General features: G+C 64.1%; 30 protein-coding genes. 9 read left to right on the forward strand and 21 right to left on the reverse strand.

Annotated features, from left to right (window positions below):
* Nucleotides 1-21 precede the first annotated feature (21 nt).
* Genes BA190_RS26410 through BA190_RS26420 form a run of 3 tightly spaced genes read right to left on the reverse strand, consistent with a single transcriptional unit; the run spans nt 22 to nt 2,120 of the window.
* Nucleotides 22-726: a DUF930 domain-containing protein gene (locus BA190_RS26410; RefSeq protein WP_068294921.1), complete on the reverse strand. Its 705-nt coding sequence runs from the start codon at nt 724-726 to the stop codon at nt 22-24.
* 3 nt (nt 727-729) lie between these two features.
* Nucleotides 730-1,746 carry a serine hydrolase gene (locus tag BA190_RS26415; protein WP_068294922.1) on the reverse strand — a complete coding sequence of 339 codons (1,017 nt, stop codon included), beginning with the start codon at nt 1,744-1,746 and terminating at the stop codon, nt 730-732.
* A gap of 11 nt (nt 1,747-1,757) precedes the next feature.
* Nucleotides 1,758-2,120: a hypothetical protein gene (locus tag BA190_RS26420; protein ID WP_082980052.1), complete on the reverse strand. Its 363-nt coding sequence runs from the start codon at nt 2,118-2,120 to the stop codon at nt 1,758-1,760.
* Between the two features lie 265 nt (nt 2,121-2,385).
* Here BA190_RS26420 and rpsD point away from each other — a divergent pair, with 265 nt between their 5' ends.
* On the forward strand, nt 2,386-3,003 hold the full coding sequence (gene rpsD / locus BA190_RS26425; RefSeq protein WP_068294931.1) for a 30S ribosomal protein S4: 618 nt from the start codon (nt 2,386-2,388) through the stop codon (nt 3,001-3,003).
* A gap of 296 nt (nt 3,004-3,299) precedes the next feature.
* A complete protein-coding gene (locus tag BA190_RS26430; RefSeq protein ID WP_068294933.1) occupies nt 3,300-3,938 on the forward strand; it encodes a glutathione S-transferase family protein in 639 nt (212 codons plus the stop codon).
* Between the two features lie 12 nt (nt 3,939-3,950).
* Here BA190_RS26430 and BA190_RS26435 read toward each other — a convergent pair whose 3' ends face one another.
* Nucleotides 3,951-4,877, reverse strand: a complete 927-nt coding sequence (locus BA190_RS26435; protein WP_068294936.1) for a LysR family transcriptional regulator — start codon at nt 4,875-4,877, stop codon at nt 3,951-3,953.
* Between the two features lie 74 nt (nt 4,878-4,951).
* On the opposite strand from BA190_RS26435, the gene BA190_RS26440 reads away from it, so the two are divergent.
* Nucleotides 4,952-5,872 carry a DMT family transporter gene (locus BA190_RS26440; protein ID WP_371260395.1) on the forward strand — a complete coding sequence of 307 codons (921 nt, stop codon included), beginning with the start codon at nt 4,952-4,954 and terminating at the stop codon, nt 5,870-5,872.
* Nucleotides 5,873-5,908: 36 nt separating this feature from the next.
* Here BA190_RS26440 and BA190_RS26445 read toward each other — a convergent pair whose 3' ends face one another.
* From BA190_RS26445 to purL, 4 genes are all read right to left on the reverse strand, one after another.
* On the reverse strand, nt 5,909-6,214 hold the full coding sequence (locus BA190_RS26445) for a putative quinol monooxygenase (protein WP_068294941.1): 306 nt from the start codon (nt 6,212-6,214) through the stop codon (nt 5,909-5,911).
* A gap of 90 nt (nt 6,215-6,304) precedes the next feature.
* Nucleotides 6,305-6,646: a Grx4 family monothiol glutaredoxin gene (gene grxD, locus BA190_RS26450; RefSeq protein ID WP_068294943.1), complete on the reverse strand. Its 342-nt coding sequence runs from the start codon at nt 6,644-6,646 to the stop codon at nt 6,305-6,307.
* Nucleotides 6,647-6,750: 104 nt separating this feature from the next.
* Nucleotides 6,751-6,981, reverse strand: a complete 231-nt coding sequence (locus BA190_RS26455) for a BolA family protein (RefSeq protein ID WP_068294946.1) — start codon at nt 6,979-6,981, stop codon at nt 6,751-6,753.
* Nucleotides 6,982-7,009: 28 nt separating this feature from the next.
* Entirely contained in the window at nt 7,010-9,232 is a 2,223-nt protein-coding gene (gene purL / locus BA190_RS26460) for a phosphoribosylformylglycinamidine synthase subunit PurL (RefSeq protein WP_068294949.1), read from the reverse strand.
* Nucleotides 9,233-9,471: 239 nt separating this feature from the next.
* On the opposite strand from purL, the gene BA190_RS26465 reads away from it, so the two are divergent.
* Complete coding sequence (locus BA190_RS26465) at nt 9,472-9,708, forward strand: Lrp/AsnC ligand binding domain-containing protein (protein WP_068294951.1); 237 nt, start codon at nt 9,472-9,474, stop codon at nt 9,706-9,708.
* An 81-nt stretch (nt 9,709-9,789) separates the two neighbouring features.
* On the opposite strand, the gene BA190_RS26470 is transcribed toward BA190_RS26465, so the two are convergent.
* On the reverse strand, nt 9,790-10,254 hold the full coding sequence (locus BA190_RS26470) for a hypothetical protein (RefSeq protein WP_068294953.1): 465 nt from the start codon (nt 10,252-10,254) through the stop codon (nt 9,790-9,792).
* Between the two features lie 439 nt (nt 10,255-10,693).
* Here BA190_RS26470 and BA190_RS26475 point away from each other — a divergent pair, with 439 nt between their 5' ends.
* A complete protein-coding gene (locus BA190_RS26475) occupies nt 10,694-10,936 on the forward strand; it encodes a hypothetical protein (RefSeq protein WP_156771708.1) in 243 nt (80 codons plus the stop codon).
* A gap of 244 nt (nt 10,937-11,180) precedes the next feature.
* A complete protein-coding gene (locus BA190_RS26480; protein WP_068294959.1) occupies nt 11,181-11,471 on the forward strand; it encodes a hypothetical protein in 291 nt (96 codons plus the stop codon).
* Nucleotides 11,472-11,631: 160 nt separating this feature from the next.
* Here the strand turns inward: BA190_RS26480 and BA190_RS26485 are convergent, their stop codons facing one another.
* From BA190_RS26485 to BA190_RS26495, 3 genes are all read right to left on the reverse strand, one after another.
* Complete coding sequence (locus BA190_RS26485; protein WP_068294962.1) at nt 11,632-12,615, reverse strand: asparaginase; 984 nt, start codon at nt 12,613-12,615, stop codon at nt 11,632-11,634.
* Between the two features lie 30 nt (nt 12,616-12,645).
* Nucleotides 12,646-13,341 carry a phosphoribosylformylglycinamidine synthase subunit PurQ gene (gene purQ, locus BA190_RS26490; RefSeq protein WP_068295026.1) on the reverse strand — a complete coding sequence of 232 codons (696 nt, stop codon included), beginning with the start codon at nt 13,339-13,341 and terminating at the stop codon, nt 12,646-12,648.
* A gap of 233 nt (nt 13,342-13,574) precedes the next feature.
* Complete coding sequence (locus tag BA190_RS26495) at nt 13,575-14,525, reverse strand: LysR substrate-binding domain-containing protein (RefSeq protein ID WP_245314964.1); 951 nt, start codon at nt 14,523-14,525, stop codon at nt 13,575-13,577.
* A 219-nt stretch (nt 14,526-14,744) separates the two neighbouring features.
* On the opposite strand from BA190_RS26495, the gene BA190_RS26500 reads away from it, so the two are divergent.
* Nucleotides 14,745-15,062, forward strand: coding sequence for a multidrug efflux SMR transporter (locus tag BA190_RS26500; RefSeq protein WP_068294971.1), 318 nt, complete (start codon nt 14,745-14,747; stop codon nt 15,060-15,062).
* Nucleotides 15,063-15,095: 33 nt separating this feature from the next.
* Here the strand turns inward: BA190_RS26500 and BA190_RS26505 are convergent, their stop codons facing one another.
* The 5 genes from BA190_RS26505 to purC form a co-directional block, all read right to left on the reverse strand.
* The gene (locus BA190_RS26505) at nt 15,096-15,632 is read right to left on the reverse strand and encodes a hypothetical protein (protein ID WP_068294974.1); all 537 of its coding nucleotides are present in this window, start codon (nt 15,630-15,632) and stop codon (nt 15,096-15,098) included.
* Nucleotides 15,632-15,871 (reverse strand): phosphoribosylformylglycinamidine synthase subunit PurS, encoded by a 240-nt coding sequence (gene purS / locus BA190_RS26510; protein WP_068294982.1) that lies wholly within the window; start codon nt 15,869-15,871, stop codon nt 15,632-15,634. Before purS ends, BA190_RS26505 begins: the two co-directional genes overlap by 1 nt.
* A gap of 63 nt (nt 15,872-15,934) precedes the next feature.
* Nucleotides 15,935-16,501: an RNA 2'-phosphotransferase gene (locus BA190_RS26515; protein ID WP_068294987.1), complete on the reverse strand. Its 567-nt coding sequence runs from the start codon at nt 16,499-16,501 to the stop codon at nt 15,935-15,937.
* Nucleotides 16,502-16,583: 82 nt separating this feature from the next.
* A complete protein-coding gene (locus tag BA190_RS26520) occupies nt 16,584-17,078 on the reverse strand; it encodes a hypothetical protein (protein ID WP_068294992.1) in 495 nt (164 codons plus the stop codon).
* Nucleotides 17,079-17,143: 65 nt separating this feature from the next.
* A complete protein-coding gene (purC, locus tag BA190_RS26525; protein ID WP_068294993.1) occupies nt 17,144-17,908 on the reverse strand; it encodes a phosphoribosylaminoimidazolesuccinocarboxamide synthase in 765 nt (254 codons plus the stop codon).
* A gap of 361 nt (nt 17,909-18,269) precedes the next feature.
* On the opposite strand from purC, the gene BA190_RS26530 reads away from it, so the two are divergent.
* Together BA190_RS26530 and BA190_RS26535 are read left to right on the forward strand one after the other, a co-directional pair.
* The gene (locus BA190_RS26530; RefSeq protein ID WP_068294994.1) at nt 18,270-18,593 is read left to right on the forward strand and encodes a DUF1476 domain-containing protein; all 324 of its coding nucleotides are present in this window, start codon (nt 18,270-18,272) and stop codon (nt 18,591-18,593) included.
* A 102-nt stretch (nt 18,594-18,695) separates the two neighbouring features.
* Nucleotides 18,696-19,490 (forward strand): HpcH/HpaI aldolase/citrate lyase family protein, encoded by a 795-nt coding sequence (locus BA190_RS26535; RefSeq protein WP_068295000.1) that lies wholly within the window; start codon nt 18,696-18,698, stop codon nt 19,488-19,490.
* A gap of 112 nt (nt 19,491-19,602) precedes the next feature.
* On the opposite strand, the gene BA190_RS26540 is transcribed toward BA190_RS26535, so the two are convergent.
* The 4 genes from BA190_RS26540 to BA190_RS26555 all read right to left on the reverse strand — a co-directional run bounded on the left by BA190_RS26540 (nt 19,603) and on the right by BA190_RS26555 (nt 23,638).
* The gene (locus tag BA190_RS26540; protein ID WP_068295003.1) at nt 19,603-20,166 is read right to left on the reverse strand and encodes an alpha/beta hydrolase; all 564 of its coding nucleotides are present in this window, start codon (nt 20,164-20,166) and stop codon (nt 19,603-19,605) included.
* 220 nt (nt 20,167-20,386) lie between these two features.
* A complete protein-coding gene (gene purB, locus BA190_RS26545; protein WP_068295006.1) occupies nt 20,387-21,697 on the reverse strand; it encodes an adenylosuccinate lyase in 1,311 nt (436 codons plus the stop codon).
* A gap of 80 nt (nt 21,698-21,777) precedes the next feature.
* The gene (gene rpe, locus BA190_RS26550) at nt 21,778-22,449 is read right to left on the reverse strand and encodes a ribulose-phosphate 3-epimerase (RefSeq protein WP_068295009.1); all 672 of its coding nucleotides are present in this window, start codon (nt 22,447-22,449) and stop codon (nt 21,778-21,780) included.
* A gap of 199 nt (nt 22,450-22,648) precedes the next feature.
* Nucleotides 22,649-23,638 (reverse strand): P1 family peptidase, encoded by a 990-nt coding sequence (locus tag BA190_RS26555; protein ID WP_068295012.1) that lies wholly within the window; start codon nt 23,636-23,638, stop codon nt 22,649-22,651.
* Nucleotides 23,639-23,810 lie beyond the last annotated feature (172 nt).

Genomic DNA, 23,810 nt, shown 5'->3' on the forward strand with positions numbered 1-23,810 from the left:
TTCGTGCTGCCCGCATCGGCTTCAATCCTGCGGCTTGTCGCTCACGGGCAGGTTGAAACGGCCCCAGTCCTTTCTGGGTATGGTTGACCCAGCCTGGAATGCGAACGCCGAGACCTTGGCAAGATCTGCAGTGAGGTCGCAGCGATATTTCAGGGCGAACCACTGCTTCCGGCTTCGGAATGCCGCACCGTCGGCCGTTACGCCCGCATCCGCCGTCTTTGTTTCTGCCCGCGCATAGGCGATCGTGAGGTCGGGCTCGAGCTCATGGTTCCAGGCCCGCAACTGGGCCATCGCCTCGATATTGCACAATTGCTCCATGCGTTCGTCGCGGCCGAGGAGGGGCAGCATCTTCCTCGCCTGCCGGCTGCGTGGATCCGCCAAAGCGAGATCGGACAGGATCTTCCGGGCCTGGATCATCGCCGGTGGCGGTGGCGGTGGCAGGGCTTCGCTCGGCCTGGGAGGGCGCGCTCCTTCCTGCGGAACGCTCTCCGCCGAGGGTTCCTGCGCCTGCGGTCTGGCCGGCAGCGCAGGAGGCTGCGGCGCCGGCGCCGCCGGCTTTGGTATTTCCGCGACGAATTCGACCTCGATGCTGTTTTCTGGAGGCTGTTCCAGCGGAGCGGGCCGAGGAAGCAGGAACAGCAGGGCAAGGGCGATGGCATGCAGCAGCAACGCCGCCGGCAGACCGAAGGATATGGTGCGATTCTGCGGGAGCGTGGCGGCAGGCATCGCTCAGGGAGCGGCCGTGGCGATCTGCTGCATCAGCACCATGAAATCCCTCATATGGATGCCGGCCGGGTTCTGGGCCGGATCGACGGTCTGCACCATGACGAGGCGTTTTGTCGGAATATAGGCGAGGAACTGCCCGCTATAACCCGCCGCCATGGCTGCGCCTTCGCCCCAATTGTCCGATGGCAGCGACCACCACAAATAGCCATAGGCGCTCTTGCGCTGGGGCACCGGAGAATAGGCGGCCGTGGACTGCCGAACCCAGTCGGCAGGGACGATCTGACGGCCGTTCCAGCGGCCCTGATTGAGGAAGAGCAGTCCGAAACGGGCGAGGTCCCTCGCGCTCATGCGGAAGGGATAGGCCGGATGGCGCGACAGGGGAGACAGGACGTAGCGTCCGTCCCGAGCGGAGAAATCCTCCATGCCGATCGGACGGGCGATACGCTTCTCGAAGCTCCTGAAGATGTCCTCGCCGTCCGCCTGGCGATAGATCGTGCCGAGGACGTTGAAATCCCAATTGTTGTAGAACCAGAATGTGCCATGGGGGTGGCTTCCGCGAGCTGGGCGCTTGTTGCGGATGTCCGCGGTCTCGTAGGCGGCGGGATGATAGACGCCGGATCGGGCCATCAGGAGGTCGCGGACATCGGCCTGTTTTTCGGCGGCGGTCAGCGCCGGCGAGGTATCGTCGATACCGAGCCTTTCCAGGCTGTCGCCGAGCGAAATCCTGCCTTCGCCGACAGCAATGCCGTAGAGCGCGCTGAGGAGGCTCTTACGGACCGAGGCGACGTTGACGCGCCGGCTGAGGTCGCCGGTGCTGGCGATGATATGGCCATCCCGGATCACGGCCAGGGCGGTGGGGCGGTGGGTGCGAGCAAAGGCGGTGACAGCCTTGGCGGTTTCGTCGGCCCAGCCGCTTTCGGCCGGGGCGGTTTGCCAATGCCGGCCGGGCTCGGCCCGAGCCGGGGAGAGCGGGCCGATGAGGCAGGCGATGAGGCATATGAGGATGAAAAGATGCCTCATCCGCACTTTGCCTAGTCGACCGTCACGACGATGAAATCCTCGTATATCTCGACATTGATCAGCGGCGATCCGTTGATGACGGCATTGGCTGCGGAGGCGCTGATGCGGCCGCGATTGAGCATGCTTTCCAGGCGCGCGCGGTTCTCCTTGCTGGAGAAGAAGCGGTCGGGCTCGTCTTCCCTGTCGCGATGATAGCCCAGATAGAAATTGGCGCGATCCTGCCGGATGATCGCGGCGACTGAGGTCAATCTTTCGCCATTCGTGTTGAAATGATCGGCGCTGGAGAGACGGGCCGTATAGGTTTCGAGGGGTGCCGCACTGGCAAAGCTCAACGAGGCCGCCAGAAATGCGGCGGAGAGGGAAAGGGTTTTCATCAATGAAGACTCACATGGGCCGAGTTTGCCCAAGCTAGTCACCCGCCATGCACCTGTCGAGTTGCCCAGGATACAGGGAAGCGGTTCCTGTCTTGGAATTGACATGCAGCGATCTTTCGACTAAGCGAACGCCACACGCGGGGCCTTCGGGTCCCGCGTGATGTTTTACGCTCCCGTGACGGCCGGTCCCCCGGCTGTCTGTCGCCCGGGTTCCGGGAGAGGAGGGCGCGTTCCTCATAAACTTCGCAAACCATAGAGGACGCGAATGTCGAAGCGCCATAACGCTAAGTACAAGATCGATCGCCGCCTTGGCGAGAATATCTGGGGTCGCCCGAAGAGCCCCGTCAACCGCCGCGAGTACGGCCCGGGCCAGCACGGCCAGCGCCGCAAGGGCAAGATGTCCGACTTCGGCACCCAGCTGCGCGCCAAGCAGAAGCTGAAGGGCTATTATGGCTCGATCTCGGAAAAGCAGTTCCGCAAGATCTATGAAGAAGCCCGCCGCCTGAAGGGCGACAGCTCCGCCAACCTCATCGGCCTGCTCGAGCAGCGCCTGGATGCGGTGGTGTATCGCTCCAAGTTCGTGCCGACCGTGTTCGCTGCCCGCCAGTTCGTCAGCCATGGCCACGTCAAGGTCAATGGCCGCCGCGTCAACATCCCCTCCTACAAGGTCAGGCCGGGCGATGTCGTCGAGGTCAAGGAAGCCTCCAAGCAGCTCGTGCTGGTGCTCGAGGCCGTTGCTTCCGGCGAGCGTGACGTTCCCGACTACATCGAAGTCGATCATTCCAAGCTGACCGCCAAGTATGTCCGCGTTCCCACGCTGCAGGACGTGCCCTATCCGGTCCAGATGGAGCCGAACCTGGTCGTCGAATTCTATTCGCGCTAAAGCGGATACGACCTGATAAACTGCAAAAGGGCCGCCATTCTGGTGGCCCTTTTTCTTGGTCGGTCCGACTGCGCACTCTGGAAGGCCCGCAAATCGGGATGGCCGTATTGCAAAAAGATCATGCGACACGCCCGCTCAGTCGCTTATGGTCAGATCTGACGAGCCGGCGAAACAAGCAAGAACAGCGGCAGGGGTTGCGCAGAACCAATAAGTAAGAGATTGGGGCGGTCTTCCCTGATCGCCGCATAATGTCGGGAGGTGACCGGTCTGCAGCCGGTCGATGCTAAGAGGTCTGTATGGTTTACACGCTTTGGGGCGAACCGGATTCCGGCTCTTTCATGGTCGAGGCCGCCTTGGCCGAGGCGGGGCAGGACGTTCACCTGATCGATATCGATCTGACCAAGGACGAGCAGCACAACGCTCAATATCTTGCGATCAATCCGTTGGGTAAGATCCCGGCGCTGCGCTTCAACGACGGAACCACGATCGTACAGTCGGCTGCCATTCTGCTGGCTTTGAGCGAAGAACATCCCGAAGCGCGCTTGATGCCGGCGCTTGATGCCCCAGACCGCCGCCATGCCCTGCGCTGGCTGATCCATGTGGCGGCCGAAATCTATCCTCTCATCGAACTCTACGATTATCCGTTGCGTTTCGCTCCGCCGGAGACGCATGAGACCGCGATGCGTTCGCGCGTGCGCCAGCGCATCCGCGAGCGCTGGCAATTGGTGGAGCAGGCGGCCAGCGCCGAAGGCAGCTTCCTGTTGTCGGGCTTTTCGGCCATCGATCTCGCCGTCGCCGCCATCAGCAATTGGGCGATCGGCAATGAATGGCGTGCCAGGGAATGCCCGAAGCTGACCCGGATCGCCGAGACCGTGGCGCAACGGCCCGTCATCGCGCCGATCTGGCGCCGGCATTTCGGCGAGCAGGAGAACTGAGAGGCGGCCCGCTCAGCCCTTTCGGCCCGGAGCGGTAAAGGCGGCGACATCGGCCTCGCCGTGGCCCGCTTCGCGCAGGAGGCGCCCGGCAAGCTCTGCTGCCGGGCCTCGCAAAGCTTCGTCCGAACGGATCAGATGAAAGGCCACGTGGTAATCGATCGTTCGGTCTGAAACCGGCACCAGACGCCCGTCCGCCACGGCGGCGGTGGAAAGGGGTGGACGCGCCAGGGCGATGCCTAGTCCCTGGCAGCAGGCATCGATGACCAGATTGTAGTCCTCGAAGCGACGGTCCTGGCCGCGCGGCACATAGTCCACGCCTTCCGGGGCCAGCCAGCGCCGCCATCCCTCGATATTGGAATCGTGCAGGATAGGCAGTTCGAGCAGGGCCTGCGCGTCATTGCCGTGCCGCAGACGCTCGGCGAGGGCAGGCGAGGCGATCGGAAAGGCCTTCTCCTGCCAGAGCTGCACGCCGCGCACGCCGGCCCAAGGCCCCTTGCCGCAGCGTATCGCCAGATCACTGCCTTCGCCGAGATCTGCCAGGCGATGTTCGAGGACCAGCTCGAGATGGATGTCGCTGCCTTCCAGGCGGGCAAGGCGAGGAAACAGCCAGAGCGAGGCGACCGACGGCGTCACCGACAGGCGTACCACCGCCTTGGCGCGGCGTGGCGACCAGCGCTCGCCGCTATTGCCGAGCAGGGCCAGCGCCTCCTCCGTTCGGGCGAAGAAACGCATGCCTTCCGGCGTCAGGCTCACACCGCGGGCCTTGCGCTCGAACAGGCGTATGCCCATCCAGCGCTCCAGGCGCGACACCTGACGGGAGACGGCGCCATGCGTGACGCCGCTCTCCTCGGCCGCGGCCGAGAAGGAGCCGAGGCGTGCCGCGCGCGCGAAGGTCTCGAGCGTGTCGAGAGGCGGAAGACTGGGCGAGCTGTGAACCATGGGCACAGAAGATCATTGATTGAGGTGCTTTTCAAGCACGTCAAACAGGAATAGGTCACAGCTGTCACTGAGAGTTGGAGACGATGATGAGCAGCGTGGCCTGTGAAGCCGAGGCAACCAAAAAGAAGAGTGGATTCGACGCGGTCGCCTTTGGCGCCATTCTGGTGACCATTCTCTCCTGGGCCTCGTCCTTCGCGCTGATCCGTGTCTGCCTGACGGCTTTGACGCCGATGGAACTGGCTGCAGCGCGCTATGTCGCGGCGGGTGCCATCGGCCTGGCCTATCTGGCGGCTGTACGCCCGCCCATGCCGCTGCCACGGGACTTCCTGCGCCTCGCCATTGCCGCCGTGTTGTTCATTGCCGTCTATGCCGTGTTGCTCAACACCGGCGAGCAGACCGTGCCGGCCGGCCCCGCCAGCTTCATCATCAACACCATGCCGGTGCTCACCGCCTTGATTGCCATCTTCGCGCTGGGCGAACGCTTCGGGCGCTGGGGCTGGGTCGGTACGGCCACCTCCTTTGCCGGCGTCGCGCTGATCGCCGTGGCAACGGATACGGGCTTCAAGCTCGACCCCAATGCGTTGATGATCTTCGGTGCTGCGGTCTGCGCCGCCATTGCCAGCGTGTTGCAGAAGCCGCTCCTCGGCCGGTTTCCCGCCCTGGCGATCACGGCCTGGATCCTGTTCATCGGCGCCTTGCCATTGCTGCCGGCGGTGCCCGCCACGCTTCGGGCCATGGCCGTTGCTCCGGCCGAGGTGAACTGGGCCGTCGCCTATCTCGTGATCTTTCCCACCGCCATCGGCTATGTCACCTGGGCCATCGCCCTCAAGCGGCTTTCGGCGGCGCGGGCTTCCAACTTCCTTTATGGCGTGCCGCCCACGGCCACGCTGATCGGCTTCCTCTGGCTCGGCGAGGTGCCGACGCCCGTCGGCATGCTGGGCGGCGCGCTGGCGATCCTCGGCGTGGTGATCGTCAACGTAATGAAGGGCCGGTAACAAAGGGCTGGTCTGGAGACCAGCCCCTATCTCGCCTCATGTCGGGCGGGGCGTGCCGATCTCGTAGCAGTGCAGATTGCGTTCGCCGATGCCGAGAGCGGGCCAGCTCGCCCGCCACTCTGCGATGTGCCGCGAGGCGAAATGGCGGTCGAGGGCAGCTGCATCGCGCCAGATCTCCTTCACATGGATGAGACCGGCATCGAGAACGTCCTCGGCGTAGGAATATTCCTCGCAGCCCTCTTCGGCACGGCTGTTCTCCACCATGCGTTTCATGGCCGGGCGCGCCGCGGCCAGGTTGGCGGCCGGCAGGCGTACCGTTCCGACGATCAGCAATTTGCCCATGGGCCTCTCCCGATCTGGGCCTGCCGAACGAAAAAGCCAGGCTGTGACGCCTGGCTTGGTATCGCGGCAAGCTTGCTGCTGCAGCGGCGATCAGGCCTTGGCCGGCGCCTTCACCGGAATGCTCTTTTCCTGCAGGAAGGTTACCAGCTCGCCCGACTGGAACATTTCACGGGCGATGTCGCAGCCGCCGACGAACTCCCCCTTCACGTAGAGCTGCGGCACCGTCGGCCAGTTCGAGAAGTCCTTGATGCCGCTCCGCAGATCCGGGTTCTGCAATACGTCGTGGTCCTTGTAGTCGACCCCGAGATAATCGAGGATCTGTACGACCTGTCCGGAGAACCCGCACATCGGGAACGCCTTGTTGCCCTTCATGAAGAGCACGACGTCATTGGACTTGATCTCGTTTTCGATGAAGGCGGCGATATCGCTCATGGCTCAATCTCGATCTTGGTAATTCTGGATCTGACGCGGATGATGCCAAGTATGTAAGCACACTCGCGCCCAATGTCAGGGCTCAACCTAACATAATTTATCGATCAGGGGGCGCTCGTGGAGAGCGCAAGCGCGTGCAGCACGCCGCCCATCTTTCCCTTGAGCGCCGCATAGACCATCTGGTGCTGCTGCACGCGGGATTTGCCCCGGAACGCTTCGGAGATCACCGTCGCGGCGTAGTGATCGCCATCCCCGGCGAGATCGCGAATTTCGATCTGCGCATCGGGGAAGCTTTCCTTGATCATCGCTTCAATGTCGGCGGCCGGCATCGGCATTGGAATAGGGTCCTCTTCAGGCGACTTGTCAGGCAGCTCGGCGCGCCGAGCCCATCAAGGTCGGCAGGAACGATTCGTGGCGCTCGCTCAGCGCCGAAACCAGGATGGGCCGGCCTTCGGGCAGGATCAAGGCATCGCCGCCGGTTGTGCCCAGCGTGGTGACGGGCACGCCGGCCTCAGCAGCGGTCTTGGCGAAGGCATCGACCTTGTCGGCGGCAAGGGCGACGACGTAGCGGGCCTGGTCCTCGCCATACCAGAAGGCATGCGGTTCGCCGCCCTGCGGCGCCTGCGACAGGTCGGCACCGATACCGCGTCCCAGGGCCATTTCGGCGACGGCGACAGCGAGGCCGCCATCGGAGATATCGTGGCAGGTCTTGAGGTTTCCGGCGCGGATCTGGCCGCGGATGAAGTCGCCATGGCGCTTCTCGACGGCGAGGTCGACAGGCGGCGGGGCGCCTTCTTCGCGCTTGAGGATTTCGGCGAGCCAGATGGACTGTCCCAGCCAAGTGCCGGCACCGCCAACCAGCATCACGGTCTCGCCCTCGGCCTTGAAGGCGACGGAAGCGGTCACCGAGACGTCGTCGACGAGGCCGACGCCGCCGATGGTCGGGGTCGGCAGGATGCCGCGGCCGTTGGTCTCGTTGTAGAGCGAGACATTGCCGGAGACGATCGGGAAGTCCAGGGCACGGCAGGCCTGCCCGATGCCGTCGAGGCAGCCGACGAACTGGCCCATGATGTCGGGGCGCTCGGGATTGCCGAAATTGAGGTTGTCGGTCACGGCGAGCGGCAGGCCGCCCACGGCGGAGATGTTGCGCCAGGCCTCGGCCACAGCCTGCTTGCCGCCCTCGACCGGATCCGCCTCGCAATAGCGCGGCGTCACGTCGGAGGTCATCGCCAATCCCTTGGGACCGTCGAGCACCCGCACGACGGCGGCGTCGCCGCCGGGCGTCTGAATCGAATTGCCGAGGATCAGCGTGTCATATTGCTCGTAGACCCAGCGCTTGGACGCCAGTTCCGGTGAGCCGATCAGGTTGAGCAGCGCCTCGCCCGTCGAAAGGTTCGTCTTCAGCGAGCCGGCCTCGATCACGGGCAGCTTGGGCGAGGGGACATGAGGACGGTCATAGAGCGGTGCCTCGTCGCCGAGTTCCTTGATCGGCAGGTCCGCCTTCAGGTCGCCATTGTGGAAGATGCGGAAGCGAAGATCGTCCGTGGTCTTGCCGACCACGGCGAAGTCGAGGCCCCATTTGCGGAAGATCGCCTCGGCCTCGGCTTCCTTGCCGGGCTTGAGCACCATGAGCATGCGCTCCTGGCTTTCCGACAGCATCATCTCATAAGCGGTCATGCCGGCCTCGCGCACCGGCACCTTCTCGAGGTGGAGCTCGATGCCGAGATCGCCCTTGGCGCCCATCTCCACGGCGGAGCAGGTGAGGCCGGCCGCGCCCATGTCCTGGATGGCGATGATGGCATCGGTCGCCATCAGTTCCAGGCAGGCTTCGAGCAGCAGCTTCTCGGCGAAGGGATCGCCGACCTGCACGGTGGGGCGCTTTTCCTCGGATTTGTCGTCGAACTCGGCCGAAGCCATGGTGGCGCCATGGATGCCGTCGCGGCCGGTCTTGGAACCGAGATAGACGATCGGGTTTCCGACGCCCGTGGCCTTGGCATAGAAGATCTTGTCCTGCTCGGCGAGGCCGAGGGCAAAGGCGTTGACCAGGATGTTGCCGTCATAGCGGGTATGGAAACGCACCTGGCCGCCGACCGTGGGCACGCCGAAGGAATTGCCATAGCCGCCGACACCGGCGACCACGCCGGAGACGAGGTGCTGGGTCTTGGGATGATCGGGCGCACCGAAGGAGAGCGCATTCATGCAGGCGATCGGGCGAGCGCCCATGGTGAAGACGTCGCGCAGGATGCCGCCCACGCCCGTCGTCGCGCCCTGATAGGGCTCGATATAGGAGGGGTGGTTGTGGCTCTCCATCTTGAAGACGGCGGCGAGGCCGTCGCCGATGTCGATCACGCCGGCATTCTCGCCCGGGCCCTGGATCACGCATTTGCCGGTGACGGGCAGCTTCTTCAGGTGGAGGCGCGAGGACTTGTAGGAACAATGCTCGTTCCACATCGCCGAGAAGATGCCGAGCTCGGTGAAGGTCGGCTCGCGTCCGATCAGCTCCAGGATCCGCTGATACTCATCCGGCTTCAGCCCGTGCTGGGCGATGAGTTCGGCTGTGATGGCGGGTTCCGAGTGGGCGGACATGCCGGGTCGATCTCCTGTCAAGGCAGCGCTTCGGCAGGGGGGAACGGCGGACGGCCCATGGCTCCGGCCGGCAAGCCCCAGCACAGCGCTCCAGCGCTTCTGTTCACGGCAGGCGATAGGGGTATCCGAGCCGAATGTAAACCATTGATCGCATGTCCGCGCCGCGATCCGCATTGACACCGCAACTTTGTTGGCCTTCCTGTGGGCGGACACTCGTTTACAGTCTCGGAGTATCGGCGATGCGGACGTTTTTCGTGGAGATCAAATGCCAGCTCGGCCGTACCTATGAGGTCGCCAGCGCGCTGGCTGAAGCCGAAATTGCCTCGGAGATCTATTCGATCGCCGGCGACTTCGACGTGCTCGCCAAATTCTACGTCAATGACGATGTCGATATCGGCCATTTCGTCGGGGAGAAGGTGCAGTCCATCCCCGGCATCGCCAATACGCGCACGGTCCTGACTTATCGCGCCTTCTGAGGCGCTGAAATCGTCAAACGCAAAATGGCGGCTCGAAGCCGCCATTTTTCGATATGTCGAATGAAGCGTGAGAGCCGTTGATCAGCTCTGACCCATGGCTTCCGGCAGCGTGGCCCACTGGGTGACGCGATTACCGTCGGCGCAACGCTCGGCCGCCTTCGAGCCGGATATCACGTCACCGGTTCGCGCGCCATTGGTGACGATCAGGAAGACCTGCTGGCCGCTACCAGAATCGGCGCTGACGCAAGCGGCATATTCGTCGGGATGGGCCTTCGCCGCGGCAGGCGTACGCCAGCCATTGGAGATGCGCGCATCGGTGATGCGACCGGGGACGAGTTGGGTCAGCTTGTGGGCCAGGGTTGCCCGGCCGGCCTGCGGCACGGGAAACTGCTGGGTGCCGTCCGCCGTGACGACCGGCTGCTGGTTGGAAACATCCGGCCGGCCGGCTTCGCCGGAGCGCGGACCGCAGGCGGCCAGCAGCAGCGAAAGCGCAACGGCCCCGGACAAGCCCCAAGCAAGACGCTGACGGGAAGAATGATGGTTCATATGCCTGCTCCAGTGCACCGAAATCAGAATCGCACCACCCCGGCGGGCTGGCAACCCGCTGTGTGCCTGCGCACCACCTGATATTAATCACTGGCGCAGGATGTGCCAAAACGCACACGCGATAGCAGATTCATGCAGAACTTCTGCGACAACGTTAACGGCACGGCGGGATGGGATAGAATCTTGCGTGCGAGCGCGCTTGGCATGGCTGGAGAGCACCCCGAGCATGCGGGTCGTCGGAATGACCAAGCTATCGACGTGGTGGTGCCGGACAATGGCCCCATTCACCCACTATAGAGCCGCCATTCCAAGGGCGGCCGGTTCGGACGCCGGGCCTTTTGGTGATCACCACGCACAGAAAGTCTGTTCCGGACGCTTGCGCCCGATGGCCTGCGCTGCCTGCCGGTGGTCGCCCTTTTTCAAACTCAAGGAGATTTCGATGAGCAAGGTCAGGATCGTTGACGGCAACGGCGTCTGGCATTTCGTCAGCCAGGGGTGTGCCCTCGATATCGGCGTGAATCCCGGCGAGGGCTATCATGTCTATCACCGGGAGGATGGGCACTGCCTGCCGGTGGCGCACAAGGTCAAGCACCTCTTGGGCAAGCAGGTGGTTGTCGCGCCGCGTACAGAGGGGCAGATCAGCGAAGAGGAATTGCTCGAAGCTCTGGAGGCCGCCGCCTGAGGCGGCTCTTTCATGCAATGGCCATGCTTGAGGCAGACTATGGCCAGATTTCGCGAGAAGAATGCGCGTCGGCGAAGCTCCTGACGCCAGGACGTGGACGCTGGGTTGGTCATGGGGCCGCCCGAGTGTTGGCGACCCTTTGAACCGCCTACGGGGCGGGAGGCGATCAATGCCGACGGTGAGCAGGACAGCCGTGACGTCACTCCGTCGACAGACAAGCCACTCAACCCGAAAGGACGACGCCATGAAGCTGACATCGGTGCGAATCGAACGCGCTCTGACCCAGATGGATGGCCGGGTCATTCCCGAATCCAATCCGATCGTGCAGGAACTCATCTCTATCTTCGGGGACCATACCTTCTTCGTGTCCAATGCCGGGCTCAGCACGGTGGAGCCGGTAGAGGCCGGAGATACCGATCTCGACAAGGTCCGCATCGTCAGATTGGCCAGGTGGGCCGATGAGAGCAAGGCCAGCCTGGTGCCTCATCCGCCGATCAATACCGAAACGATGGTGACTCTCAGCGCAGCCGCCTGAGCTGTTCTCGGAAGTCCGAGTTACTTCCGGAGGTCATGGCGGCGTACAAGCTGCCATGATCGTCCAAGCCGGATCGCCCTACCTGAAGCTTCAGGCTGGCAGGGCAAGATGATCATGGCGTCATCGGATCGGCCAAATCCAGCCGACTCGGCTTCAGCGGCTATCCGCCCAGATATTCGATTTCCGCCCTCAGCGCGTCGTGGTCGAGGCCTTGGCCAAGCAGGACGGCCACGAGAAGCCGCGCCTTATGGCCGCTGAGATCCCCGGCGAAGATGGCACCGGCGCGCTGAAGATCGGTGGCTCCGCCATTGCCATAGACGGGCAATACCCGCCCGCGCGGGCAGCGCGAGCAGATGATCACCGGAATGCCGCGCTTGATGACTTCAGCCACTGCCTTGGTCACGGCTGGCGGCGTGTTGCCGCGTCCGAACCCTTCGAGCACGATGGCCTTGCTGCCGTGATCGGTGGCGTAGTTGAGATAGCCGCCATCCATGCCCATGGCGAGGCGAATCAGTGTGACATTGGGCTCGATGGCGCTGGGGGCATAGGCGCGCCGCAGTGCCGGACGACGGTGCAGGCAGATGGCGCCCGCGTCGATCTCGCCCAGCTTGCCATGTTCCCAGGACATGAAGGTGTCAGTCCGCGAGGTATGCGTCTTGGCGACATCGCGGGCGGCGTGGAATTCTTGCTCGAAGCAGATCATCGCGCCGAGCCCGCGCGCGGCGGGAGCTGCGGCGAGGCGGATGGAATCGGCAATGTTGCGCGGGCCGTCGGCATCCGGCTCATCGGCCGCGCGCTGGGCGCCGGTGAAGACCACCGGCTTGTCCGAGGCGAGCAGGAGGTCGGCGAGATAGGCGCTCTCCTCCATGGTGTCGGTGCCGTGGGTGACGACGACGCCCTCGCAATCCTCCAGCGCCAGGAGCTCGTTGATGCGGGTGGCCAAGGCAAACGCCATGGGCAGGTCGATGGCGAAGCTGTTGAGGTTGCAGAACTCCTCGACCTCGATTTCGATCCCGGGCAGGGGATCGTGCAGCATGGCGCGCAGCGCCTGTCCGTCGAGGCCGGCAACCACGTCGCCGGTGCTTTCATCGCGCCGGGAGGCGATCGTGCCGCCCGTGGTGATCAGGTGAACCTTGCGCGTCATTGGTCTTCAATCCTGCGCCGTCGTCGACGATCAGGCCGAGGCCATGGCGTTGACGACACTGGTGAACAGCCCGCGGCCATCCGTGCCGCCGGCCAGGGGATCGATCAGGTTTTCGGGATGCGGCATCATACCGAGAACGCGCCGATTGGCCGAATAGATCCCCGCGATATTGTTGAGCGAGCCGTTGGGATTGGTGGCGGCGCTGACCTTGCCCGCAGCATCGCAATAGCGGAACGCTACCAGGCCGTCGCCTTCGATCTGCGTCAGGGTCTCGGAGCTGCAAAAATAATTGCCCTCGCCATGGGCGACGCAGACGTCGATGGCCTGGCCCTGGCGATAGGTGTTGGCATAGGCCGTATCGGTGCGCTCGACCCTGAGATGAACCCGCTTGCAGATGAATTTGAGATCGGCATTGCGCATCAGGACACCGGGCAGCAGGCCGCCATCCGTGATGATCTGGAAGCCGTTGCAGATGCCGAGGACAAGGCCGCCGCGCTCGGCATGACGGCGGATGGCATCCATGATGGCGGCGCGGGCGGCGATGGCGCCGCAACGCAGATAGTCGCCATAGGAAAAGCCGCCCGGAAGCACGACAAGGTCGGTTCCTGCCGGCAGGTCCGTGTCGGCATGCCAGATCATCTCGACATGCGCGCCGGCCTGCTTGAGGGCCTTGGCGACGTCTCCTTCACGGTTGGAGCCGGGAAAAATGACGACTGCTGCTTTCATCGGATCCTGCTTTTCGGTTTCGGCCATAGCGTTTTGCGGCTCGATGGGATCACCTCGAATCGCAAAACGCGTCGAAACGAGGAGTTGGAGCAAGTAAGAGTTCACGCCTGAACGCGCTTTGCTCCAGGGGCTGGAGGCTTGGGCGTCCAGCCTCTCTCCATGCGTGCGCATATGGTTCCAGAGGGGTGTCGGGGTCAAGTAAAGAGTGGCACCAGGCTCCGAAACCGAGGCAATTACCGTGAATGCGCCGACCTTGCCGCGGCTCCAGTCACGATCGAGGACGGGGGTGTTTCGCGCTCGGCAAACTCGGCCAGGACCCAGTCCATCAGAACGGCCACTGCCGGCCGGTTCTCAGCGCCTTCGGGATAGACGAAACTGAATTTGAGGCCCTCCATGATCGGGCCGAAGGGTTGCACCAGCACGCCCGAAGCAAGCTCGTCGGCAACCAGGGACAGGCTGAGCAGAGCGACACCCTGGCCGGCGATGGCGGCCTGGATGGCGCTGCTTTCGTCGTTGAAGCTGATGCCGCTGTCCGGATCGAGATGGCCGATGCCGGCGCGTCGGCCCCAGGAGCGCCAGTTCGGCACATCCACCGTCGAGGCGATCGGGCCCCAGTCGAAATGCAGCAGCGTCGCGCCCGGAAGATCGGCCGGCTCGCGCAGGGAGAGGCGGTGGCTGCAGACCGGCGCGAATCTGTCCGTCAGCAGGGGCAGGGCGGTCATGCCGGCATAATGTCCGAGGCCGTAGCGGATGGCGGCGTCGGCATCGCCGGCATTGAGATCCACCGTGTCGTCGGAGGCGTGCAGGCGCAGGTCCCAGCCCGGATGCAGGCTGCGCAGCCTGCCGACGCGCGGCACCAGCAGCTTGGCTGTGAAGGCGACGGTCGCCGACAGGGTCGCGATGCGCCGGCGCGGGCGTTTCCTGACGGTTTCCACAGCCTCGGCCATGCTGTCCAAGGCAGCGCGCAGGGCAGGGTAGAGGCTGCGGCCCTCCACGGTCAGCCGGACCTTGCGGGTCTGGCGCTCGAACAGGGAAACGTCGAGATAGGCCTCCAACTGGCGGATCTGGTGGCTGACCGCGGTCGCGGTGACGCCGAGTTCGGCGGCTGCCTTCTTGAAACTCTCCTGCCGTGCGGCGGCCTCGAAGGTGCGCAGGGAGGCGAGAGGCGGCAAGCGGCGCATCATCGGCTCCGATTCGGCCTGGCAGCATGTGGCAGAAGCGCCATCACTCCCGCGCGCGCCAACGGTCCGGCAGCGCTCGTGCCCGGTATCTCCATGCCTGAATAGGATTCATCCATTACCTGAAAACTTCGAATTTGTTGATTTGAAAGTCAATCACTTAATACGAAGAGGAAGGCTCATGGTCCCCATGAGATGAATTCAATTTTGCAAAGGAAAGCCATCATGGCGTGGCTCTATCTGGCCGCAGCGGCGGTCTTCGAAGTGATTTTTGCCTTGAGCATGAAGTATGCGGAGGGCTTCACCCGCCCGCTGCCGACGGCAATAACCGTCATTGCGGTGATCGGCGGCGTCGGTTTGCTGACCCTGGCGCTCAAGAGCCTGCCGGTGAGCGTTGCCTATCCGATCTGGACGGCGGTCGGTACGCTGGGAACCGTGATCTTCGGTTACATCTTCCTGCGCGAACCGCTCACGGCCATGAAGATCGTCAGCGCAATCGCCATCGTCGCCGGTGTCGCCGGCCTCAAGGCGTCGACGGTGTAATTCCCCATAACGGCGTTGACTGCGCCGGCAATCTCAGTCCTTCGGCTCGATCTTCTCCAGAAGGCGATCGAACAGCATCAGGTCGGCCGGCGTCAGCCGGTCGGCCTTCATCCTTATTTCCAGCGTGCCGTTGCCGCGCCGCAGCAAGGCGATGGCGGCCGCCGTCTTGGCCAAGGCCCGGTCCTCGATGTCGTAGAGGCCGCGATAGCCCGTCATGCCGCCCGACGCGATTGGTTCCACCGGCTGGCGGGGGCGTATACGCGAGCCGGGGGTGAGGCTCTGGATCCGCAGATCGATCATCACCCCGGTCACGGCGCCGGGGCCGAAGGCGCCAAAACCCGGGCTTGTCAGACTGCGCTCGTCGGACAGGAAGGTCGCCACCGCGTGGGGCGGGCAGGCCGGGGCGGCACAGCGCAAGACGAGCAGGGTCGGTGGCGCGGAAGCCTCCCTGACCCAGACGCTCTGGTCGTAGCGCAAGCTGAAACCGCCGGTCTCGACGAGCTCTTCAGCGAAGCAGGTGCTGCCGGCCCCAGCCAGGCACAGGACGGCTGCGACCAGCCGGATCGGCATCAGGCGATGTCGATGCTGTAGTTTTCGATCACCGTGTTGGCGAGGAGCTTTTCGCATGCGGCCTTCAGTGTTTCGCGTGCGGTCTCGGCATCGGCCTGGCCGAGCTCGATGTCGAACACCTTGCCCTGGCGCACGCCATCGACATCCTTGATGCCGAGCGAAGCAAGAGCGCCCTCGATCGCCTTGCCCTGGGGGTCGAGGACGCCATTCTTGAGCGTAACGATCACACGGGCCTTCATTCGACACCTGCCTTCTAACGAGGAAAATCTTCGGCTTGCGCTTAAAGCAGTCCGGCCGATGGTTCAATCATTGCCTTGCCGCGCGGGGCGGGAAAATGTCTCGAATACGCTCAGGAAATGAGGAGGGACGGCCTCGGTCAGCCAGACGCCGTTGTCGCTGCGGTAGAATTGCAGCCCTGCCGCCTGCATCGCCCGGGCATCGACACGCAGGATGATCCAGGGGCCGGCGCGGCGCATGGCGACCTTTCGCGCCGTATCGTGGTCGGCAGATAGATGCACGTGCTGGCGCGAGCGTTTTTCGAGGCCGGAAGAAAAAATGCCGGCCTGGTTGGACGCCGCGGTGCCATGCCACAATTCGGCTGGCGGCGTGGCGGCGGCTAGGCCGAGATCGACAGCCACGCTGTGGCCCTGATTGGCGCGAATGCGCGTGCCGGCGATGACGAAGCGCTGCTTGTCGCTTTCCCTGACAACCCGTTCGATATCCTGCCGGCCCGCGCCCACTTGTTCGGCCGCGGCCCTGGCGAGATCGTCGATCTCGACCCAACCCTGCGCGTCGAGCACCAGCCCGGCCGTTTCGGGCGCGTGGCGGAGCACGAGGCTCATGAATTTGCTGAGTTTCTTGTCGTCCATGCACGATGTCCGATACCGCAGGTCGTTGTCGTCGCATCCTGTTGAAGGGCGGCATTCCCTTTTCGGCAGGATGCTTCGGGCGCTACTGTGTCGCCTCGTCGATGAGTTTTCTGGCGATGCGAGGTTCGCCGGCAATGACGACGATGAAGCTGGTCCCGCCCGCCCTGCGCTGACCGACGGCATAGGCATTGATGTGATGGGCTTTCTTGCCACCGGTCATCGCGAGTTGGATCCCCTTCCAATCGCCGGAACCGAAACTGTCGACACTCACCGTCGGGGGCGGCATCTTGGTCTTGGGGTCGGATTTGGCCAGCTGAGCCGCAAGCCGCTTGGGCTCGAGGAGGGATCGCTCGATTGTGAGGGCGTCAGGGCCGGTCACGGTGAAGCGCTCGATCGCTGCGTCATAGCCACAGCGCATTTTGGTGCACAGCTGCAGCCCATCGACCCGGATATTCTCGCGCGAGACGAAGGCCCGCATCGGCAGCACCACCCAGGAACTGGAATCGGGCAGTGACACGGCCGGGTCGCCCGCCCACATGTCGAACAGGCTGCAGCCGGCCAGGGCGAGGAGGCCCACGCCAGCAAAAAGGGCTCGAACGCCGTGACGCGCGAGCCCTGTACGCAATGTTACACTGAACGCGCTCACTGAACCAGCTTGGGCCCCTTGACGACGACATTGTCCATCTCGTTCATGATGCCGAGACGGCGGGCGACTTCGGTATAGGCCTCGACGAGGCCACCCATGTCGCGGCGGAAGCGATCCTTGTCGAGCTTGTCGTTCGACTTGATGTCCCACAGGCGGCAGGAGTCCGGCGAGATCTCGTCCGCCAGCACGATGCGCATGATGTCGTTTTCCCACAGTCGGCCGCATTCGATCTTGAAATCGACCAGACGGATGCCGACGCCCAGGAACAGGCCGGACAGGAAGTCGTTGACGCGGATGGCGAGTGCCATGATGTCGTCGAGTTCGGGCGGGCTGGCCCAGCCGAAAGCGGTGATGTGTTCTTCCGACACCATCGGGTCGTTGAGCGCATCGTTCTTGTAGTAGAACTCGACAATCGAGCGGGGAAGCTGCGTGCCTTCCTCGATACCCAGGCGCGTGGCAATGGAACCGGCGGCGACGTTGCGGACCACGATCTCGAGCGGAATGATCTCCACTTCGCGGATCAACTGCTCACGCATGTTGAGGCGGCGGATGAAATGGGTGGGCACACCGATATCGTTGAGGTTCTGGAACAGATATTCGGAAATGCGGTTGTTGAGGACGCCCTTACCGTCGATGACCTCGTGCTTCTTGGCATTGAATGCGGTGGCGTCGTCTTTGAAGTGCTGGATCAGCGTGCCGGGCTCGGGACCCTCATAGAGGACCTTCGCCTTGCCTTCGTAAATGCGGCGGCGGCGGTTCATCGGGATGTACCGTGGTTTGAGAAAATCCGTCAAAGGGCCTGGGCTCCTGGAAATGCGATCCGTGGCCGGCGCAATTGGCGATTCGATTTGCGGGAGCAAACCGGAGACGAGGCCAACTTACCCGATCATGCCTCCGCGCACAACTTCGTGCAGGCGGCGCACTCGATCGGAACCAAGCTTCACGAATCAAGCCAAAGCACATTTTCTAGTGCCCGGCATGAGTGTAGTTTCAACACGCCCGGCATCCAGGGGGAGGAGAGGGCGTTACGGCGCATTAATTTGATTTGGGGATTGCGCGCCTATATGCAACAGGCATGGCCGGTCCTTCAAGGAAAACCGGTAGCTGAACAGGATTTAACGGATGACCACCTTCGACAAGCGGGAAGAGGCTTTCGAAAGCAAATTCGCCCATGACGAGGATCTGCGCTTCAAGGCGACCGCTCGCCGGAACAAGCTCCTCGGCCTGTGGGCCGCCGAAAAGCTCGGCCTTTCGGGTGACGAAGCCAACGCCTATGCCAAATCAGTTGTGCTGTCGGACTTCGAGGAAGCCGGCGACCATGACGTGGTGCGCAAGGTGCTGAGCGATTTCGCCGAAGCCAATCTGAGCATGAGCGAGCCGCAGGTCCGCCAGATCATGACCGAATTGCTCGGCCGCGCCGTCCAGGAAATCCAAAACGGCGTTTGATGCGCGGCGTTTTGAAAGAGGGCGTTTGAGCGTCCTCACTCAATCCATCTCTCACGATGCCCCGCCCCTGCGGGGCATCGCAGCAATGTGATCGGAAAGACCATGACCGCCCCCACGCTGCGCGCGCGCCTGGCCAAAGGCGAAAAGATCTTTGCAGCCTGGATGGGAGCAGCCTATCCGCGCATGGCCGAGGCGCTCGGTCGCGCCGGCTTCGATGCCGTCATCGTCGACCTGCAGCATGGCGAGGCTTCCTTCGGCGAAGCGCGCGATGCCATCAGCGCAGCGCATCTGGCCGGCACATCGACGGGTGTGCGGGTCGGCCTGGACGGTTTCGGCGAAGCCGCAAGGCTCTATGACGTCGGTGCGGAGTTCGCCATCCTGCCGATGATCAATTCGGTGGCGGACGCCCGCCGTCTGGTCGACACCCTGAAATACCCACCTGTCGGCGGACGGAGCTGGGGTGGTACCCGGGCCATTTCGCTGTTCGGCGCCGAGACCGAGGCGTATCGCAGTGCTGCGAACGACCAGCTGATCGCGCTGGCGATGATCGAGACGCGGCAGGCGGCCGATGCGCTGGAGGACATCCTCGACGTGCCCGGGCTCGATGGTGTGTTCGTCGGGCCGAGCGACCTGTCGATCAGCCTGAGCAACGGTGCCAGGCTCGATCATCAGCTGCCGGAATCGGTGGAAGTGATCAATCGGGTTCTCGCCGCTGCCAAGGCCCGCAACAAGCTGACGGCGATCTATTGCGGCAATGGCGAGGCAGCGGCCCGCAATGCCGAGCTCGGCTTCGACATCATGGGTATCGGCTCGGACTGGGCCTTCCTGACCGCCGGAGCCCAGGCCGCCTTGAAGGCTGCGCGCGGCCATGCCGGCCCGGCCGGCCCGAATTATTGAGTCAGGCGCTGTTTCTTCCGGGTGCGCGGATGTCTCGCCCGCTCTTGGAAGCGCGGCGCGTGCGGATAGGAAGAGGCGGACGAGACGTCCGCACACCCGGAAGAAGTCCGCGCTACTGGCTTTCGTGCTTGAGCTTGGAGAGGAAGGAGGCCAGTCTCAGCAGGCCTTCCGGCCAGGGGCCATGGCCTGACTCCAAATTGATATGCCCGGCTTCGCCTGCATCGACAAATTCGCTGTTCCAAGCCTCGGCAAAAGCGGTGGCGCGGTTGATCTCGCAATAGGGATCGTTCCGGCTTGCCACCAGCAACGACGGGAAGGGCAGGGCCGTCATCGGGATCGGGTTGAAGTCGAGATCATAGCCGGGGAGCAGATCCGGCTTGTCCCAATCTGAAGGCGCCACCAGCATCGCACCGATGACATGGCCTTTCAGGCGCTCGGCCGCGAAGACGGTGGTGATCACGCCGATCGAATGGGCGATGATGATGGCCGGACGGCTCGAATCCTGCACCGTCTCGACAAGTCTGTTCACCCAGGCCTTGCGCTCGGGATGATCCCAGTCGTCCTGTTCGACGCGGCGGGCGGTCGAGAGCTTGGCCTGCCAGCGTGACTGCCAATGGTCCGGGCCGGAATTGCCGAGACCCGGCACGATCAGGATGTCGGCATCGGAAATGCGCACGTCGATGTTTCTCCGGCTCGGTTGGTAGGCACTTCAGCCACTGGGATCGAGCCCGTCTCGACTCAAGATCATCGCTCTATTCTAGGGCATCGTACCGAAAAGCGGGCACCGGTTTTCGGTAAAAACGACGCTGCAGGAGCAAGGCGGCGGACCGGAAGGCGGAGTGCTCCGGCGCCGCTGCCCGTCCGCAATTCCTCCCAAGCGAAGGCTCGGGTCGGGCTCAGGCTCCCGGGCCGAGGACGCGATCGAAGATCGTGTCGACATGCTTGAAGTGATAACCCTCATCGAACATCGCTTCGAGCTGAGCATCCGACAATTTGGCCGAGACTTCCGGGTCGGCCTTCAGGAAGGCAAGGAAGTCGCCTTCGCCCCGCCAGACCTTCATGGCGTTGCGCTGGACCAGGCGGTAGGAATCCTCGCGGCTGGCGCCGGCCTGGGTGAGGGCCAGCAGCACGCGCTGCGAATTGTGCAGGCCGCCGAGGCGATCGAGATTGCGGCGCATGTTTTCGGGGTAGATCAGCAGCTTGTCGATCACGCCGGCCAGGCGTACCAGGGCGAAGTCCAGTGTTACCGTGGCATCGGGGCCGATCATGCGCTCGACCGAGGAGTGGGAGATGTCGCGCTCATGCCAGAGCGCCACGTTCTCCAGCGCCGGCGTCACGGCCGAACGCACGATGCGGGCGAGGCCGGTGAGGTTTTCGGTCAATATGGGGTTACGCTTGTGCGGCATCGCCGACGAGCCCTTCTGCCCGGCCGAGAAGAATTCCTCGGCCTCCAGCACTTCGGTGCGCTGGAGATGGCGGATCTCGATGGCGAGGCGCTCGATCGAGGAGGCAACCACACCCAGGGTGGCAAAGAACATCGCGTGGCGGTCGCGCGGGATCACCTGCGTCGAGACCGGCTCCACGGCCAGGCCCATCTTCTCAGCCACATAGGCTTCCACCGCCGGATCGATATTGGCGAAGGTGCCGACGGCGCCGGAGATCGCGCAGGTCGCGATCTCCTTGCGTGCGGCGACGAGGCGCTCGCGGTTGCGCGAGAATTCGGCATAGGCTTGGGCGAGCTTGAGGCCGAAGGTGACCGGCTCGGCATGGATGCCGTGGCTGCGTCCGATGGTCGGCGTATATTTATGCTCGATGGCGCGCTTGCGCAGGGCGGCGAGCACCTCGTCGATATCGGCGATCAGCAGATCGGCGGCCCGCGACAGCTGCACGGCCAGGCAGGTGTCGAGCACGTCCGATGAGGTCATGCCCTGGTGCAGGAAGCGCGCCTCCGGGCCGACGATCTCGCCCAGATGGGTGAGGAAGGCGATGACGTCGTGCTTGACCTCACGCTCGATCTCGTCGATCCGCGCCACGTCGAAGGTGGCGTCCCTGGCCTTTTCCCAGACCTTGGCAGCCGCCTCCTTGGGCACGACGCCGAGCTCGGCCAGCTTGTCGGTGGCGTGGGCCTCGATCTCGAACCAGATGCGGAAACGGGACTGCTCCGCCCAGATGGAGACCATTTGCGGGCGGCTATAGCGTGGGATCATGGAGAAAGTCCTTTCGCGCCCCTTTTAGGCGCGGGTGCCGGGAAAGTGAAACGCAAATCTGCGGATGGAAGGCGGCGATATCAGAGAGCCGCCGTCGCGGCCTCGCGGATGGCTGCGATGTTGGCGGCATAGGCGGCCGGACCGCCCTTGAACACATAGGAGCCGGCGACCAGCGCATTGGCGCCGGCCCGCACCACCAGCGGCGCGGTTTCCGGTGTGATGCCGCCATCGACCTCGATATCGATGTCGCGCTTGCCCACCCGGGCGCGGACGGCGGCGATCTTCGACAGGGTCTCGGGAATGAAGGCCTGGCCGCCGAAGCCGGGATTGACCGTCATCACCAGGATGAGATCGGCGAGGTCGAGCACATAGTCGACCACCTCGGGCGAGGTGCCCGGATTGATCGCCACGCCGGCGCGCTTGCCGAGCTTCCTGATGTGCTGCAGCGAGCGATGGAGATGCGGGCCGGCCTCGGCGTGGACGGTGATGGTGTCGCAGCCGGCCTTGGCGAAATCGTCGAGATAGGGATCGGCCGGGGAGATCATCAGATGGGCATCGAGCTTGGTGCGCACATGCGGGCGTAGGGCAGCAGCGACACCGGCGCCAATGGTGAGGTTGGGCACGAAATGGCCGTCCATCACATCGTAATGCACCCAATCCGCGCCGGCGTCTTCGATCGCCCGCACTTCCGCGCCGAGCGCCGCGAAATCGGCGGAGAGAATGGAGGGGGCGATGATGATCGGGCGGGACATGGCGGATCCTGGGCTGTGGCGGTCGCAGTGAACGGGCAGTACCTGCCAGAGCCGGCCGCCCATTGCAATCGTTGAGGGAGCATCCTTCTGGGACTGCAGGCGTCTCGCCTGCATCTTCCTTCCTGCAAAGGCGTCGCTTTCAAGAGCAGGCGAGACGCCTGCGGTCCCAGGCAATCGACTTCCTTTCGATGTCGGCCCGTCATCGCCCTCTGAAACGATCCCGCCAACTCGGAAGAGCACCGGGGAAAGGCAGGGCAACCGCCTCATACACGGCGCGGGCACAGGCCCTCGCCAGGGCATGTGCGGCCGCCGTGCCCAGGGCGATCAGGTCGCCGATCGGTTCGGCCAGCGCCACGCGCCCCGTGGCGGCGGCAAACACGGTGTCGCCGTCGAGCGGGGTATGGACCGGGTGGATCGCCCGAGCCAAGCCATCCTGTGCCATCACGGCAAAATGCTTGGCCTGGGCCTTGGTGAGCACGGCATCCGTCGCCACCACGGCGATCGTGGTATTGCCGGCCTGCATGGCCTTGTGACGCAATGCCAGCGCATCGTCGGGCCAGGGTGTCGGCAGGCCGAGGCCGCCGAACTCTCCAGCCTGCTCGTAGGGCGCCGCCCAGAAATGAGGGCCGTTGCCGATGGTAACGCTACCGAGGGCGTTGACGGCGACAAGCGCCCCGACGGTATGAAGCCCGTAGCGCGCCGAGGCAGAGCCGAGCCCACCCTTCAGGCCAGCCGTGGTGGCGCCCAATCCGGCGCCCGCCGATCCCAGCGCGAAGGTCTTGGCGGACGCTTCGGCCGCGGCGAAGCCGAGCTCGCGGTAGGGCGGAAAGCGCCCCCAATTCTTGTCGCCGCCATTGAGAAGGTCGAACAGGATGGCGCCGGGCACGATCGGGACCCTGACGGCGCCGACCTGGAAACCACGACCCTGCTCCGCCAAAAAGGCCCCGATGCCGGCACCGGCTTCCAGGCCGAAGGCCGAACCGCCCGACAGGGCGATGGCATCGATCCGCTCGACCGTCCGCTCCAGGGCGAGCAGATCGGTTTCCCGCGTTCCCGGGGCGCCGCCGCGCACGTCGACGGCAGCGACCGCCGGCTCTTCGAACACCACCGCCGTCGCGCCGGAGGCGATCGCGGCGTCTTCGGCATTGCCGACCAGCACGCCGGCGACATCCGTGATGAGATTGCGCATGAATCAGCCTCCGATTGCCGGCAGCTTCGCACCCGCCGTAGGGCGAGACAACCGCCTGGGGTGAAGCGCGAGCTCCGGCAACTGTAGTTGAGCGAGTGTCAGGCCTTGAACGGGGCCTGATCGCGCAAGATTGCATTGAGAGTGATGAGGATCTTTCGGGCCAAGGCGATGA

The sequence above is a fragment of the Labrys sp. WJW genome (genome assembly GCF_001676615.1).
In the GTDB taxonomy this organism is placed as follows: domain Bacteria; phylum Pseudomonadota; class Alphaproteobacteria; order Rhizobiales; family Labraceae; genus Labrys; species Labrys sedimenti.